Here is a 15,325-nt window from a genome sequence, read left to right as displayed (position 1 = left end):
AACCGTAATTCGGTGCCGTTTGATCCTCGTCCGCCGATGGTGACTTCGGGTTTGCGTATTGGTACTCCTGCGTTGGCTACTCGTGGTTTCTCTGAGGCTGCGTTTGCTGAGGTTGCGGAGATCATTGCGCAGACGTTGATCGCCGGCGCCCAAGGCAACACCGAAAAACTTCCCGAACTCAAACAGCGCGTACTGGACCTGGCCCAGGCCCATCCGCTCTACCCGAACCTGAAGAAGATTGGAGAATAGCCATGGCTGATCTGCTGCCTGAGCACCCAGAATTCCTCTGGGCAAACCCGGAACCGAAGAAATCCTATGACGCCATCATCGTTGGCGGCGGCGGCCACGGCCTGGCCACCGCATACTTCCTGGCCAAGAACCACGGCATCACTAACGTCGCCGTCTTGGAAAAGGGCTGGCTGGCCGGTGGAAATATGGCCCGCAACACCACCATCATCCGCTCGAACTACCTCTGGGATGAGTCGGCCGGCATCTACGAAAAGTCGCTGAAGCTGTGGGAACAGCTGCCCGAGGACCTGGAATACGACTTCCTGTTCTCCCAGCGCGGCGTGCTGAACCTGGCCCACACCCTGGGAGATGTGCGCGAATCCGTGCGCCGCGTCGAAGCGAACAAGCTCAACGGCGTGGACGCCGAATGGCTGGACCCATCCCAGGTCAAGGAAGCCTGCCCGATCATCAATACCTCCGACGACATCCGCTACCCGGTCATGGGCGCCACCTGGCAGCCACGCGCCGGCATCGCCAAGCACGACCACGTAGCCTGGGCCTTCGCCCGCAAGGCCAACGAAATGGGCGTGGACATCATCCAGAACTGCGAAGTCACCGGCTTCATCAAGGATGGCGAGAAGGTCACCGGCGTGAAGACCACCCGCGGCACCATCCATGCCGGGAAGGTTGCGCTGGCCGGCGCAGGCCACTCCTCGGTGCTGGCAGAAATGGCCGGCTTCGAACTGCCGATCCAGTCCCACCCGCTGCAGGCTCTGGTTTCGGAACTCTTCGAACCGGTGCACCCGACAGTGGTCATGTCCAACCACATCCACGTCTACGTCTCCCAGGCCCACAAGGGTGAGCTGGTCATGGGCGCGGGCATCGACAGCTACAACGGCTACGGCCAGCGCGGTGCCTTCCACGTCATCCAGGAGCAGATGGCCGCGGCCGTGGAACTGTTCCCGATCTTCGCCCGGGCGCACGTGCTGCGCACCTGGGGCGGCATCGTGGACACCACCATGGACGCCTCGCCGATCATCTCCAAGACCCCGATCCAGAACCTGTACGTGAACTGCGGCTGGGGCACCGGCGGATTCAAGGGCACCCCGGGCGCCGGCTTCACCCTGGCGCACACCATCGCGAACGACGAGCCGCACGAGCTGAACAAGCCGTTCAGCCTCGAACGCTTCGAAACCGGCCACCTGATCGACGAACACGGCGCTGCCGCCGTCGCACACTAGGAGCAACCACCATGATGCTGATTGATTGCCCGAACTGCGGGCCACGAAATGAAAACGAATTCAAGTACGGGGGGGAAGCCCACGTGGCCTACCCCGCAGATCCCCACGCGCTGAGCGACAAGCAATGGTCCCGCTACCTGTTCTACCGCCAGAACAAGAAGGGCATCTTCGCCGAACGCTGGGTCCACGCCGCAGGCTGCCGCAAGTGGTTCAACGCCTTGCGCGACACCGTCACCTATGAATTCAAGGCCATCTACCCAGCCGGCGCACCACGTCCGGAAATCCACAGCGCCGAAGGAGGCACCCGATGAGCAAGCCACAACGCCTGAGCGCCGAGCAGAGCTCCCGCGCTCGCATCAACCGCGAGGAAGCACTTTCCCTCACCGTTGACGGGGCCAAGCTTTCCGCCTTCCGCGGCGACACCGTAGCCAGCGCACTGCTGGCCAATGGGGTGCGCAGGGCCGGCAACTCCCTGTACCTGGACCGCCCGCGCGGCATCTTCGCCGCCGGAGTGGAAGAGCCCAACGCGCTGGTTACCGTCAGTGCCCGCCACGAGCAGGACATCGATGAGTCGATGCTGCCAGCGACCACCGTCCCGGTCACCGAAGACTTGAACGCCACCTTGCTTTCCGGCCTGGGCGTACTGGATCCGACCAAGGATCCGGCCTACTACGACCACGTCCACGTGCACACCGATGTGCTCGTGGTCGGCGCCGGCCCGGCAGGCCTGGCCGCGGCCCGCGAAGCCTCGCGTTCCGGAGCCCGGGTGATGCTGCTCGATGAGCGCGCAGAAGCCGGAGGCACCTTGCTGGATACCGCCGGCGAGCAGATCGATGGCATGGACAGCAGCGCGTGGATCGAGCAGGTCACCAGCGAGCTGGCTGAAGCCGAGGAGACCACCCACCTGCAGCGCACCACCGTGTTCGGCTCCTACGATGCGAACTACCTGATCGCCGCGCAGCGCCGCACCGTGCACCTGGATGGCCCATCCGGCCCCGGCGTCTCCCGCGAACGCATCTGGCACATCCGTGCCAAGCAGGTAGTCCTGGCCACCGGCGCCCACGAACGTCCGATCGTCTTCGAGAACAACGACCGCCCGGGCATCATGCTCGCCGGCGCGGTGCGCAGCTATCTGAACCGCTACGGCGTACGTGCCGGAGCGAGGATCGCGGTAGCCACCACCAACGACTCGGCCTACGAGCTGGTGCGTGAACTGGCCGCCACCGGCGGAGTTGTTGCGGTCATCGATGCCCGCTCAAGCATTTCGGCCGCCGCCGCACAGGCTGTGGCTGACGGGGTCCAGGTCATCTCGGGCTCCGTAGTGGTGGACACCGAAGCCGATGAAAACGGCGAACTGTCGGCCATCGTGGTCGCAGAGCTCGATGAAGCACGCGAGCTGGGGGAAACCCAGCGCTTCGAAGCAGACGTGCTGGCCGTGGCCGGCGGCTTCAACCCGGTAGTGCACCTGCACTCCCAGCGCCAGGGCAAGCTGGATTGGGACACCACCATCCACGCCTTCGTCCCAGCCGATGCTGTGGCCAACCAGCACCTGGCCGGTGCGATGACCGGACGCCTGGATACCGCCAGCGCCCTGTCCACCGGCGCAGCTACCGGCGCCGCGGCAGCTACTGCCGCCGGCTTCGCCACCGTGGCCCGCACCCCGCAGGCCTTGGAAACCGCACTGGGCGAAACCCGGCCGGTCTGGCTGGTGCCATCGGTCAGCGGCGATGACGCAGTGAACTACAAGTTCCACTTCGTTGACCTGCAGCGCGACCAAACCGTAGCCGACGTATTGCGCGCCACCGGCGCCGGCATGAAGTCGGTGGAGCACATCAAGCGGTACACCTCGATCTCCACGGCCAATGACCAGGGCAAGACCTCGGGCGTGGCAGCGATCGGCGTGATCGCCGCGGTACTGGGCATCGAGAACCCGGCGGCAATCGGCACCACCACCTTCCGCGCACCATATACGCCGGTGGCCTTCGCAGCCCTGGCCGGACGCAACCGCGGGGACCAGCTGGACCCGGCACGCATCACCGCAATGCACTCCTGGCACCTGTCCCACGGCGCCGAATTCGAAGACGTCGGACAGTGGAAGCGCCCGTGGTACTACCCGCAGGCCGGGGAAACCATGGACCAGGCCGTCTACCGCGAATCCAAGGCCGTACGCGACTCGGTGGGCATGCTCGACGCCACCACGCTGGGCAAGATCGAGATCCGCGGCAAGGACGCGGCAGAGTTCCTGAACCGCATCTACACCAACGGCTACACCAAGCTCAAGGTGGGCATGGGACGCTACGGAGTGATGTGCAAGGCCGACGGCATGATCTTCGATGACGGCGTGACCCTGCGCCTGGCCGAAGACCGCTTCTTGCTGCACACCACCACCGGCGGCGCCGCCGACGTGCTGGACTGGCTGGAGGAATGGCTGCAGACCGAATGGCCTGACCTCGACGTCACCTGCACCTCGGTAACCGAGCAGCTGGCCACCGTAGCCGTGGTGGGACCGCGTTCGCGCGATGTCATCGCCAAGCTGGCCTCCACTGTGGACGTGTCCAACGAGGGCTTCAAGTTCATGGCCTTCAAGGACGTGGTGCTGGACTCCGGAATCGAAGCGCGCATCAGCCGCATTTCCTTCTCCGGCGAACTCGCCTTCGAAATCGCGGTCCCTGCCTGGCACGGGCTGCGCGTCTGGGAAGATGTGTACGCCGCCGGCGAGGAATTCAACATCACCCCGTACGGCACCGAAACCATGCACGTGCTGCGTGCCGAAAAGGGCTTCATCATCGTCGGCCAAGACACCGACGGTACGGTGACCCCGCAGGATGCCGGCATGGAATGGGTTGTTTCCAAGCTCAAGGACTTCATCGGCAACCGCTCCTACTCCCGGGCCGATAACGCCCGCGAGGACCGCAAGCAGCTGGTCTCGGTACTGCCGGTGGACAAGTCCCTGCGATTGCCAGAAGGCGCCGCGCTGGTGGCCTCGGATGCTCTGGCAAGCGAAGGCATCACCCCGATGGAAGGCTGGGTCACCAGCTCCTACGATTCGCCGAATCTGGGCCGCACCTTCGGCCTGGCGCTGATCAAGAACGGGCGCAACCGCATCGGTGAAGTGCTCAAGACCCCGGTCGGCGACCAGCTGGTCGACGTCGTAGTCTCCGAAACCGTCCTCTATGACCCGGAAGGAAGCCGTCGAGATGGCTAACAACACCTTGATTGAAACCCCGCTGCGCCATTCACCAGCAGAACACCTGGATACGGTCATGGACGCAGCCAGCGTAGCCGGACGTGTGGAACTGCGCGAAATCGCGTTCACCACCCAGATCTCGGTGCGTTGCGCACCGGGCACGCAGGCCCATGCGGCATTGGCCGCGGCCACCGGCGCAGGCTTGCCAGCGAAGGTGGGCGAAGTTGCCGGCGAGGCACAAAGCACCGCGGTGCTATGGCTGGCTCCGGATGAATTCCTGGCCACCAGCGCGGAGAACACCGAACTGGGTGGCGTGCTCAGCGCGGCGCTGGGCGATGCACCGGGACAGGTCGTTGACCTCTCGGCTAACCGCAGCGTGCTGGAACTGACCGGACCGGATGCGCCGCTGGTGCTGCGCAAGAGCTGCCCGGCGGATCTGCACCCGCGTGCCTTTGCAGTGAACCAGGCGATTGTCACCTCGGTGGCGAACATCCCGGTATTGCTGTGGCGTACCGGCGAGCAGGCCTGGCGGATCATGCCTCGCGCATCGTTCACCGAGCACACCGTGCATTGGCTGGTTGATGCCATGTCCGAGTTCGCCTCGGAAGCAGTGATCTAGCCCAGCTTCGCTAGAGCACCTTGAGCACAGTTCCGGCCCCGCCCTGATCTTTGGGGCGGGGCCGGAACTGGCCAAGAATGCAAAGGCAGGCTAAGCAATATTCTGTCCAGTTCATGGTGGTAGGCCGCATACTCCGGCACCGTGCTACATAGGCCGTCCACTCACAGAAAAGAAGGACTCATGAGCGAGCAAATCCGTCACGTCTTGACCCTGCAATGCCCCGAAGGAATGGGGATCGTGAATGCGGTCACCGGATTCCTGGTTAAGCATGAACGCACCATCGTGGAACTCAAGCAGTTCGACGACATGAGCGCCGGACGCTTGTTCCTGCGCGTGGAATTCTCTGGGGAGGCCGAAGAGAATCTGCTGGCTGAGCTGCGCGAGGAATTCACCGCCATCGCTGCCAAATTCGAGATGGACTGGCAGCTGCGCGAACGCGGGCAGAAGACCAGGGTACTGATCATGGTCTCCAAGTACGACCACTGCCTCAATGACCTGCTTTTTCGCTCGCGCACCGGCGAACTGCCCATCGAGATCGTTGCGGTGGCCTCGAATCACGAAGACAGCCGCGACCTGGTCCAGTGGCATGGCATCGAATACCACCACATCCCGATCAGCAAGGAAACCAAACCGCAGGCCGAAGCGAAGCTGCTGGAACTGATTTCCCAGACCGGCGCCGAATTGGTAGTCCTGGCCCGCTACATGCAAGTTCTCTCAGACCATCTGGCCACGGAGCTGACCGGCAAGACCATCAACATCCACCACTCGTTCCTGCCCTCCTTCAAGGGCGCCAAGCCGTACCACCAGGCTTGGGAGCGCGGCGTGAAGACCGTGGGCGCGACCGCCCACTACGTGAACTCCGAGCTGGATGAAGGGCCGATCATCGCCCAGCAGGTCGTGGAAGTGGACCACACCTTCGGGCCATCGGAGCTGATCGCCGCCGGACGCGACTCCGAATGCAGGGCGCTGTCCAACGCGGTGCGCTGGCACTGCGAAGGTCGAGTCTTCCTCTACGGAAACCGCACGGTCATCCTGCGCTAGGCATCATCATCCAAGGCCCGGTATTGCTGCTGGGCATCAACTGATTCCACCGCCGATAAGCCGCGCAGCTTCTCGGCAACCTCCTCGCTGCCCTCGCCAATCACCTGGCCGAGGGCGGCGAGCACCTGCTTAACCTGCAATCCGCGGGACTGCAGTTCGCTGACCACCGGTTCCAGCGGGTGCTGGGTGGAAATGGTGATGACATAGACGTGCACTTCGGCGCCGGACATGCCGCTACGCTTCCTGTGAGGCCGGGGCCTGGACCAGCCCGGCTCCGGCATCCATGGCCGGCAGGGAGACATCTCGGGAAGTTGCCACCAGCTTGTCCCACAGCTGCTGGGAGCGCAGGCCGGTGGATTCGGCCAGCAGCGCTGCCACGCCGGCCACATGCGGGGTGGCCATGGATGTTCCGCTGATGGTGTTGTACCGCTTGGCGCCGGGCCACGAAGAGTAGATGCCAACGCCTGGTCCGGCAATATCCACCTCGCCGCCCTCGGTGTCCAACGCCTGGGCCGAGAAGTCCGCCACGGCCAGCTTCGAGTCCAAAGCCGCTACAGCCATGATGTACGGGCTGTTGGCCGGTGCGCCGACGAATCCCGGGTTCCCGGCAGAGCGCTGTGCATTATTTCCGGCGGCCGCCACGATCAAGGAGCCCAGCTCCAAGGCGCGGCGTCCGGCAGTGACATAGGGCGGGTGCACAGTTCTCACATCAGCACCCAGCGACATGGAGATGACCTCGCACTTGTTTTCCAGTGCCCAGTTGATGCCGGCCAGGATCGTGGAGTCCGAACCTGAGCCATCGGCGCCCAGCACCTTTCCAGCGAAGATATTGGCTTCCGAGGCGACCCCGTAGCCCGGACCCTGCTGCGGTTCGCGCGGACCGCAGGCGCTGCCGATGCAGTGGGTTCCATGTCCATGGCCGTCAGTGGCGTCCTCGCCTGCGACAAAGGACTTGGCGGTCACCGTGCGGCCTGCGAAGTCCGGATGCGCACTGTCAAAACCGGTATCCAAGACGGCCACGTTGATGCCCTTGCCGGTGTAGCCCGAAAGCGAAGCGCCTACGGCCTGCAGGCCCCAGGTGAATTGGCCGGTGTCCGCATAGGAGTCCGTGGCGGCCGGGGCATCGGGCAGGATCCGGTAAACCAGCTCGGGTACCACCGAGGCTGGCAGCTTGTGCCCGGCGCAGCGCTGGCGGAAGTCCTCAAGCTGGTCAGCCGAGCTGGTGACCACAGCGATGCCCAGCATCGGGAAGTACTCGGTACTGGAATAGCCCTGTTCAGCCAGTAGCTGCGGAAGTTCTGATTCGCGCTGGGCTGCTGCGATGCCCGGGGCTCCGGATTCCTGCCGGTCGAAGACCAAGACGTAGCGGTTGGGAATTTCGGCGACGGTTGCGTGACGGGTCTGGTTGCTGTACATGACGGGGCTCCTTGCTGGTTCCGAGAGACTTTCATGCCAAGGCCTACGAGGTACCTCGCACTGTACCCGGTGGCATGGACAAACTGCCATGCCTGGCAACAAGCACCTATGCAGCGCACAGCAACCGCGGCGCACTGCCCGGCGATGCCCGACTGGCAGAAAGAAGCCACTATTCTTCGCTGGCCACTTGAATCTTCGCGGCGAAAGAACAAGGGTGGAAGTCCTAGGGCATTTCTCTGAGTGAAGGAGCCTGGACCATGACGAAGAACATTGACGAAGTTGAACCTCCCGAAGCAGATAATGGGCAGCACGCAAATGCTGCGCTGGAAGCATCCCCGCATACCGCGCCGATCCCGGTGCACATGCACATTGCCGAGGACGACACCGACGAGCAGATCACCGCGAAGCTGCGCCGGCAGGGCGTGCGCCTAGGCAAGGGCGGGATCGCCCCTGCGGTCTTCTGGCCGGCGCTGCTGGTGATCCTGGCTGTGGCGGTCTTCGCGATCCTCGCGCCCAACGCGGCGGACACGACTTTCAACGCCGTGCAGAACTGGATCGTAGCCAACCTGGGCTGGTACTACATGCTGATCATCGGCGGCTTTGTGGCGCTGGTGATCGCCATCGGCTTCTCCAAGCTCGGCCGGATCACCTTGGGCAATGACGGAGAGAAACCCGAATTCGGCCTGTTCAGCTGGTTCGCGATGCTCTTCGCCGCCGGCATGGGCATCGGCCTGGTCTTCTACGGGGTCGGCGAACCTCTGATGTACGCCACCGTGGATCCGAAGCCGGGTTGGGAAGGCAGCGAATCGGAGCTGGCCGGACTGGCCATGGCGCAGACCTTCATCCACTGGGGCCTGCACCCGTGGGCCATCTACGCGGTGATCGGCTTGGCTTTGGCCTACGCGATCCACCGCCGCGGCCGCCCGGTGTCCATCCGCTGGGCGCTGGAACCGATCCTGGGAGATCGGGTCAAGGGCTGGCTGGGAGATGTGATTGATGTACTGGCCATCTTCGGCACGGTGTTCGGCGTGGCCACCTCGCTGGGCTTGGGCGTGCAGCAGATCAGCTCGGGCATGAAAGCGATCGGACTGGTCGGTTCGGTGGATAACACGCTGCTGGTCATCCTGATCGTGGTCATCACGTTCCTGGCCACCATGAGCGTGGTCAGCGGCCTGGGCGCCGGGATCAAGTGGCTGTCGAACATCAACCTGTCCATGGCAGGCCTGCTGATGATCAGCGTGCTGCTGCTGGGCCCGACGCTGTTCCTGTTCCAGAATTTCGTGCAGTCCCTGGGCGTGTACCTGGCCAACTTCATGAACATGACCTTCGACGTGGGCGCCTTCCAGCAGGGTGAGGAATCGTCCACCTGGTTCTCCAGTTGGACGGTCTTCTACTGGGGCTGGTGGATCGCCTGGGCACCGTTCGTGGGCATCTTCATTGCCCGCATTTCGCGCGGGCGTACCGTGCGCCAGTTCGTCACCGGCGTGCTGCTGGTGCCGACCATAGTCGGTTTCCTCTGGTTCTCGGTCATGGGCGGGTCGGGGCTGTTCCGCCAGTTCTTCGGCGCCGGGGACATGGTCCAGGACGGGGCGGTCTCCGCGGAGGGCTCGCTGTTCCAGGTGCTTGAAGCCTTGCCGCTGGGTTCGATCCTGTCGGTGGTGGCGATCTTGCTGGTCGCGATCTTCTTCATCACCTCCTCGGACTCCGGCTCGCTGGTGGTCGACATGCTCGCCTCCGGCGGGCACCCGAACCCGCCGACCTGGTCCAGGGTGCTGTGGGCGGTGCTCGAAGGCGTGCTGGCCGCTGCCTTGCTGGTGGCCGGCGGGCTGCAGACGCTGCAGGCCGGTTCGCTGGCCACGGCCTTGCCATTCAGCATCATCATGATCATGATGTCGGTGGCCACGATCAAGGGGTTGCGCCATGAAAGCCGGGCCTTGGAAGTCATCGAGCAGAAGCGCCGGCTGGCGCGGGTCACCGAGCACGTCTCCGATGAGCTGTGGGGCGCCTTGGACGAGCAGCCCGAACTGCGCCGCTACGTCGATGACCGTATCGACTACCGGGTCTCGCGCACGCGCGGGATCTTCGGCAAGCGCGTGGAATCAGAAGCAAAATCCCGGCACGTGAAGCCAAGTGACGACTAGGTCCGGGACCTGACCCCCGATGCCTTGCCAAGCAGGGCATCGGGGTGTGAGGATCAAGGTGACAAGCACTATCCACTGGCCGCGGGCCGTCACCGCGGCGGGAAGCAGAGGGGTTGTTCCATGGACCAGGAGTCGATAGTCATCGTTGGTGCCGGGCTTGCCGCCGCCAGTACGGTGGCAGCACTACGCGAGCGGGGACATGCCGGCCCGATCACCCTGATTGGCGAGGAATCGCACCTGCCCTATGAGCGTCCGCCCCTGTCCAAGGGCTTCTTGCAGGGCAATGACAAGCCAGAAGACTTCACCGTGCATGACGCGCAGTGGTACGCAGCGCAGGAGGTCACCCTCCGGCTGGGAACCGCCGCAATCAGCGTGGAGACCGGCAAGCAGCAGGTGATGCTGGCCGATGGCACCGCCGTGGATTACGGGCAACTGGTGCTGGCCACCGGTTCGCGGGCCAGCGTGGGCGGGGACTCGCCAATGCCCGGTTATGACCTGCCCGGGGTGCATGTGCTGCGCACGCTGGAAGATGCCCAGTCGCTGCGCGAAAAACTGGTCGAGGGTGCCCAAGTGGCCGTGGTCGGCTCGGGCTGGATCGGCATGGAAGTGGCCGCCACAGCCCGCCAACGCGGAGCCCGGGTCACCGTCTATTCACCGTCCGAGGTGCCGTTGGCCAAGGTTTTCGGAGAACGCTTCGGAAACCACCTGCTGGAGCTGCACCAGTCCAATGGAGTGGATGTGCGCACCGCACGCGTGCAGGGCATCGAGCAGGTCGACGGGCACCTGCAAGTGCTTTCGGATGCCGGCTCATCGCGTGCCGATGTGGTGCTGCTGGCTATTGGTGCCAAACCCAATCTGCAACTGGCCGAGACTGCCGGGCTGGCAGTGGATCACGGGGTGGTGGTCGATGCGTCGCTGCGCAGCAGCAACTCCAAGATTCTGGCCATCGGGGATATCGCCCAGGCGTTCAATACCAAGCTGCGCGCCCAATTGCGCGTGGAGCACTGGGACAACGCGATCCGCCAGGGCAAGCTGGCGGCCGCGACGCTCACCGGTGCCGACGCATCCTATGACTGGTTGCCGTATTTCTTCACGGACCAATTCGATCTGGGAATGGAATATGTGGGGCATAATTCCCCAGATGACGTCTCGGTAGTCCGCGGCAGCATGGAAAGCGGAGAATTCTTGTTGTTCTGGCAAGATGGCGAGAAGATCACCGCGGCGGCAAACGTGAATATCTGGGACGTCAATGATCGCCTGCGTGAGCTGGTGGGCAAGACGGTGCCAGCCGCCTCGCTGGCGGATCCGGATATCGACCTCGGTGATTTATAGGATTTTACTAAGCAGCAAGTGACCCTCCAAGAAAGTAGGAATAGCTGATGAGCATCATGGTCATGGGCGTGGAGCCGGGGATGTCCCCGGCAGTATTGGCCGCGGCGGCTTCGCTGGCGCGCGGCCTGGATGCGAAATTGGTGTGCATCCATGCCGACTCCGGACGTTTCGTCACCGACAAGCTTGCCGAAGGAAACCTGCTGGCTTCGGCTGCTCCGCTCTCCGAGGAACTCGCCTGGGAAATCAACTCGGTGATTACCGGTGTCGAGCTTGAAAGCTACACGGTGGCCGGCGACCCGGCCAAGGTGCTCGCTGCCGTTGCCGAACAGCTCGATGCGCAGATGATCGTCGTGGGCACCCGGCGTCCGGGGATCCGCAATAAGATGGCTCAGCTGGTCGAGGGATCAATCGCCGTGGCGCTGGCCCATAAGCAGCACCGCCCGGTCCTGGTGATTCCACAGCAACCTTCCGAAGACAACGAACTGCCCTGGGACTAGGCGGCTGACTTCATCTCGAAGTACAAGTCCAGATGCAGTTTGCAGCCCGGATTGAACAGTGCCTGGCAGTTCGGGCAGGAACTGGTTTCCAGATATTCTGCGGGGCTCAGCTGCGTGCTGCAGACTCCGCAGAGTACCGCCGGTTCATCGAACCTGCCTGCCGGCCACAGCTCTGCCTGGTGATCGGCGAGCTCGGCATGGCAAAGGTGGCAGGGGTAGAAGGTCGCGCAGCAATCGTGCTTCAGCGCGATCACATCGAAGAGCGAGTGGTAGTGGGCGCACCGAGTTTGCCCATCCATGCGCACGCCTCGCAATGCTGCAGGGTGCGCCGGGTTTCCCCATTTCTTCATATGGATCCTTTCAGATAACCGTGATCGGGTGTGCAAATATGCACGCCGAATGTGCACAATCCGTGTCCCACTATGCCTCGTTTTGCCTATCTTTCGCGATGTGATCTAGGCCATACTCGCTGATGAAGCTGGTTCCAAAGGGGGTACTGGCGTGGGCGGAAGGAACGCACAGTGGCAAGCGAAACGTCATCGAAGGCCGAGCGCAAGGGATTGCGCCGGGTCGTAGCAGCCTCCATGGCTGGCACCGTCGTCGAATGGTATGAATTCTTCCTCTACGCGACGGCGGCGACGCTGGTCTTCAACAAGATCTTCTTCCCGGATACGGGCAACGATCTGGATAACATCATCAAGGCCTTCCTGACCTACGCGGTCGGATTCATCGCCCGCCCGATCGGCGGCATCGTCTTCGGCCACTTCGGTGACAAGTACGGACGCAAGCACCTATTGCAGGTTGCCATCGTTCTCGTTGGCGCAACCACGTTCCTGATGGGCTGCCTGCCCACCTTCGACTCCATCGGCTACGCCGCGCCGGTACTGCTGATCGTGCTGCGCTTCGCCCAGGGCTTCGCGGTAGGCGGGGAATGGGGCGGCGCGGTGCTGCTGGTTGCAGAGCACGCACCAAACAAGGAACGCGGATTCTGGTCTTCCTGGCCGCAGGCAGCAGTGCCGGTGGGCAACCTGCTGGCCACCGTGGTGCTGCTGGTGCTTTCGGCGACGCTCAGCGACGCTGCCTTCCTGGCCTGGGGCTGGCGCATCGGCTTCTGGCTCTCGGTGGTCATTGTGGTGGTTGGCTACTATATCCGCACCCGGGTTTCTGATGCACCGATCTTCAAGGAAGCCAAGGCCGAGCTGGAGCAGAATGCCGCTGCCGGATACGGCGTAGGCGAAGTCTTCAAGCGCTACCCACGCGGCGTGTTCACCGCGATGGGCCTGCGCTTTGGCGAGAACATCATGTACTACATGGTGGTGACCTTCTCCATCACCTACATGGCCACCCAGCTGAAGATGGACACCTCCACCATCCTGGGCCTGATGCTCATTGCACACGTCTTCCACGCCATCATGGTTCCAATCATCGGGCGCTTCACAGACAGCCGCGGACGCCGTCCGGTTTACGCCACGGGCGTGGTGCTCATGGCCGTATGGGGCGTGGCGGCCTTCCCGATGTTCAACACCGGCAACGATGCCGTCATCCTGCCCACCATCATGCTGGGACTGTTCGTCCACGGCCTGATGTACGCCGGACAGCCGGCCATCATGGCAGAGATGTTCCCGACGCGCATGCGCTACTCCGGCGTCTCGCTGGGCTACCAGGTCACCTCGATCGTGGCCGGTTCGATGGCTCCGATCATCGCCACCTTCCTGCTCAAGGTCTACGGATCCTGGGTTCCAGTGGCCGGCTACATCGTGTTCGCCGCGCTGGTCACCCTGGTGGCCGTGTACTTCATGAAGGAAACCAAGGGCGTTGACCTGGGAGCCATCGACGAGGCCGACCGTTTGGCCACCAGCGGCGAGGCAGCCGTTGCCAACAGGCTGAAGGTCCGGAAGTAGCCGCAGGGCTTCCTGGCAACGCCAAGGCCGGCTCCGTGGTCCGGAGCCGGCCTTCGGCGTGCGCCCTTCGCACGCAGCAGGGCGCGTTCGCCCAGGACGGTGGCGTCCTTGCAACATGTACACCGCGCACTGCAGGTGGAATCCTTCTAAGCAGCAGGGGAGGCCATCGACCATTTGCTGCCGGTGGCATGGGGTCGATGCCTGGCCCGCGAAGCGAGGAGGGGGAGTACCGGCGATGCAACCATGCCGACTGCAGATCTTCGGTGCCAGCGGGAGCGGCACCACCACCCTCGCGCGTGCCGTTGCCGACGCCTGGTCGGTGCCGCATGCCGATAGCGATGACTACTTCTGGATCCCGACCGATCCTCCCTACTCCAAGCAGCGTGCGCCAGCTGACCGGAGCAGGCTCATGAACGAGGTCTTTGTTCCGCGCAAGGCCTGGGTGCTGTCCGGATCAATCCAGGGCTGGGGAGACGACGTACTGGCCCACGTCGACGCTTTCGTTTTCCTGACACTGGATCCCGAAGTGCGCATGCGCCGGCTTGCAGAGCGCGAGACGCTGCGCTTATCCAGAGATTATTTGGAACCCGGAGCCATGGACGAGTTCATGGCTTGGGCCGGTGGCTACGACGACCCGGAATTCAGCGGACGCAGCCGTGCCGGGCATGAGAAGTGGCTGAAGACAGAAGAGCGTCCGGTGCTCCGCCTGGACAGCGCTCAGCCGATGGCGCAAATGTGCCAGGCCATCGTGGACTGGGAGCCGTCCTGGCTGAGGTGAATGGCACCTAGCCTCGGGACAGGTCATACGCCGGGAAAGGCGGGATGAACCAGTCGCCTGTGGTGGCCGCGTCGTTCAACGCACGCACAGTTTCCTGCACGGCGCGGCTGCGCAAGGCTTCTTCCCGGCCCACCAGCCAGTATTCGGAGTGGTAGGTGAACTGGTCATGGAGCACCGGAATCATATTCGGGTAATGCTCCGAGAGGAACGTGGGGAGCAACCCGATGCCTGCATGGTTCATGGTGGCCGCATATTGCACCGCGATGCTCGTTGACGAGATCGCGCGTTGCATCGGGGGCAAGACGCTGGTGGCCTCATCGAGCTTGTCCACCGTCAACGCGGTGTCGATGTAGTAGTTCAGGCGGTGCCCGGCCAGGTCCTCAAGCGCAACTGGCGTGCCGTGGGCTTCGAGGTATTCGGCTGTGGCATAAAGCCGCAACTCGTAATCCATGAGTTTCGTAGAGGCGGCCTTGCGGACATTGGGCTCGCCAATGACGATTTCCAGATCCATGCCGGTACGCGTCTGCCGGGCACGGGTGGTTTCCGAAACGATCTCGAACACCAGCTGCGGATGCTTCGCCTGCAACTTGGCCAAAGCCGGAGCCGCCAGATGCGCGCTGAAGGCATCCGGCGCGGCCACCCGCACATGCCCGGACAGGGTGCCGGAGTCCTCCTCGGAGCCGATGGCCGCGACCGCCTGCTCGATCGCTTCGGCACTGGCCATGGCCCGCCGGCCCAGATCGGTCAGTTCCCAGCCATTGGGGGAGCGCGTGAGCAGGTGGCCTCCCATGGCTTTTTGCAGCGCATCGATGCGCCGGGAAATGGTCGAGTGGTTCACCCCGAGGACATTCGCCGCAGCGGTGTAGCGGCCCAAGCGTGCAACAGTCAGCAAGGCTATGAGGGATTCGAGATGGCGGTAATCGATCTGGCGCTCCATAGAACAC

The 15,325-nt window shown here is 63.5% G+C and carries 14 protein-coding genes and 1 pseudogene; 11 read left to right on the top strand and 4 right to left on the bottom strand.

Translation table 11 applies throughout. The features are described 5' to 3' along the window. The 6 genes and pseudogenes from AB4Y71_RS15685 to purU all read left to right on the top strand — a co-directional run. Nucleotides 1-249: pseudogene (locus AB4Y71_RS15685) on the top strand (serine hydroxymethyltransferase); the annotation flags it as partial. 2 nt (nt 250-251) lie between these two features. Next, nucleotides 252-1,469: a sarcosine oxidase subunit beta family protein gene (locus tag AB4Y71_RS15680; protein WP_013350045.1), complete on the top strand. Its 1,218-nt coding sequence runs from the start codon at nt 252-254 to the stop codon at nt 1,467-1,469. Nucleotides 1,470-1,480: 11 nt separating this feature from the next. Then, a complete protein-coding gene (locus AB4Y71_RS15675) occupies nt 1,481-1,780 on the top strand; it encodes a sarcosine oxidase subunit delta (protein WP_013350044.1) in 300 nt (99 codons plus the stop codon). Next, a complete protein-coding gene (locus tag AB4Y71_RS15670) occupies nt 1,777-4,674 on the top strand; it encodes a sarcosine oxidase subunit alpha family protein (protein ID WP_441721788.1) in 2,898 nt (965 codons plus the stop codon). The genes AB4Y71_RS15675 and AB4Y71_RS15670 overlap by 4 nt, the downstream gene beginning before the upstream one ends. After that, nucleotides 4,667-5,275, top strand: a complete 609-nt coding sequence (locus AB4Y71_RS15665) for a sarcosine oxidase subunit gamma (RefSeq protein WP_441721785.1) — start codon at nt 4,667-4,669, stop codon at nt 5,273-5,275. The genes AB4Y71_RS15670 and AB4Y71_RS15665 overlap by 8 nt, the downstream gene beginning before the upstream one ends. A 180-nt stretch (nt 5,276-5,455) precedes the next feature. Next, on the top strand, nt 5,456-6,316 hold the full coding sequence (gene purU, locus AB4Y71_RS15660) for a formyltetrahydrofolate deformylase (protein WP_193057963.1): 861 nt from the start codon (nt 5,456-5,458) through the stop codon (nt 6,314-6,316). On the opposite strand, the gene AB4Y71_RS15655 is transcribed toward purU, so the two are convergent. Then, a complete protein-coding gene (locus AB4Y71_RS15655) occupies nt 6,313-6,546 on the bottom strand; it encodes a hypothetical protein (protein ID WP_134779510.1) in 234 nt (77 codons plus the stop codon). The two genes, purU and AB4Y71_RS15655, sit on opposite strands and share 4 nt — an antisense overlap. A gap of 4 nt (nt 6,547-6,550) precedes the next feature. Continuing rightward, on the bottom strand, nt 6,551-7,732 hold the full coding sequence (locus AB4Y71_RS15650) for a S8 family serine peptidase (RefSeq protein ID WP_400289528.1): 1,182 nt from the start codon (nt 7,730-7,732) through the stop codon (nt 6,551-6,553). Between the two features lie 257 nt (nt 7,733-7,989). Between AB4Y71_RS15650 and AB4Y71_RS15645 the strand changes: the two genes are divergently transcribed. From AB4Y71_RS15645 to AB4Y71_RS15635, 3 genes are all read left to right on the top strand, one after another. Further along, nucleotides 7,990-9,873 carry a BCCT family transporter gene (locus tag AB4Y71_RS15645; RefSeq protein WP_441721781.1) on the top strand — a complete coding sequence of 628 codons (1,884 nt, stop codon included), beginning with the start codon at nt 7,990-7,992 and terminating at the stop codon, nt 9,871-9,873. Between the two features lie 120 nt (nt 9,874-9,993). Then, the gene (locus AB4Y71_RS15640) at nt 9,994-11,205 is read left to right on the top strand and encodes an NAD(P)/FAD-dependent oxidoreductase (RefSeq protein ID WP_402473519.1); all 1,212 of its coding nucleotides are present in this window, start codon (nt 9,994-9,996) and stop codon (nt 11,203-11,205) included. Between the two features lie 47 nt (nt 11,206-11,252). After that, nucleotides 11,253-11,702, top strand: a complete 450-nt coding sequence (locus AB4Y71_RS15635; RefSeq protein ID WP_441721778.1) for a universal stress protein — start codon at nt 11,253-11,255, stop codon at nt 11,700-11,702. Here the strand turns inward: AB4Y71_RS15635 and AB4Y71_RS15630 are convergent. Further along, nucleotides 11,699-12,052, bottom strand: a complete 354-nt coding sequence (locus tag AB4Y71_RS15630; protein WP_441721775.1) for a CHY zinc finger protein — start codon at nt 12,050-12,052, stop codon at nt 11,699-11,701. The two genes, AB4Y71_RS15635 and AB4Y71_RS15630, sit on opposite strands and share 4 nt — an antisense overlap. Nucleotides 12,053-12,223: 171 nt before the next feature. Here AB4Y71_RS15630 and AB4Y71_RS15625 point away from each other — a divergent pair, with 171 nt between their 5' ends. Both AB4Y71_RS15625 and AB4Y71_RS15620 read left to right on the top strand, forming a co-directional pair. Continuing rightward, nucleotides 12,224-13,603 (top strand): MFS transporter, encoded by a 1,380-nt coding sequence (locus tag AB4Y71_RS15625; protein ID WP_441721772.1) that lies wholly within the window; start codon nt 12,224-12,226, stop codon nt 13,601-13,603. Nucleotides 13,604-13,838: 235 nt separating this feature from the next. Then, nucleotides 13,839-14,381 carry a hypothetical protein gene (locus AB4Y71_RS15620; RefSeq protein ID WP_441721769.1) on the top strand — a complete coding sequence of 181 codons (543 nt, stop codon included), beginning with the start codon at nt 13,839-13,841 and terminating at the stop codon, nt 14,379-14,381. A gap of 7 nt (nt 14,382-14,388) precedes the next feature. On the opposite strand, the gene AB4Y71_RS15615 is transcribed toward AB4Y71_RS15620, so the two are convergent. Then, nucleotides 14,389-15,318, bottom strand: coding sequence for a LysR family transcriptional regulator (locus AB4Y71_RS15615; RefSeq protein WP_134779517.1), 930 nt, complete (start codon nt 15,316-15,318; stop codon nt 14,389-14,391). Nucleotides 15,319-15,325 lie beyond the last annotated feature (7 nt).

The organism is Glutamicibacter sp. MCAF14 (genome assembly GCF_052114325.1).
Classification (GTDB): domain Bacteria; phylum Actinomycetota; class Actinomycetes; order Actinomycetales; family Micrococcaceae; genus Glutamicibacter; species Glutamicibacter arilaitensis.
Note: the sequence above shows the minus strand (reverse complement) of the source record. Positions and strands in the feature narration are given on the sequence as shown.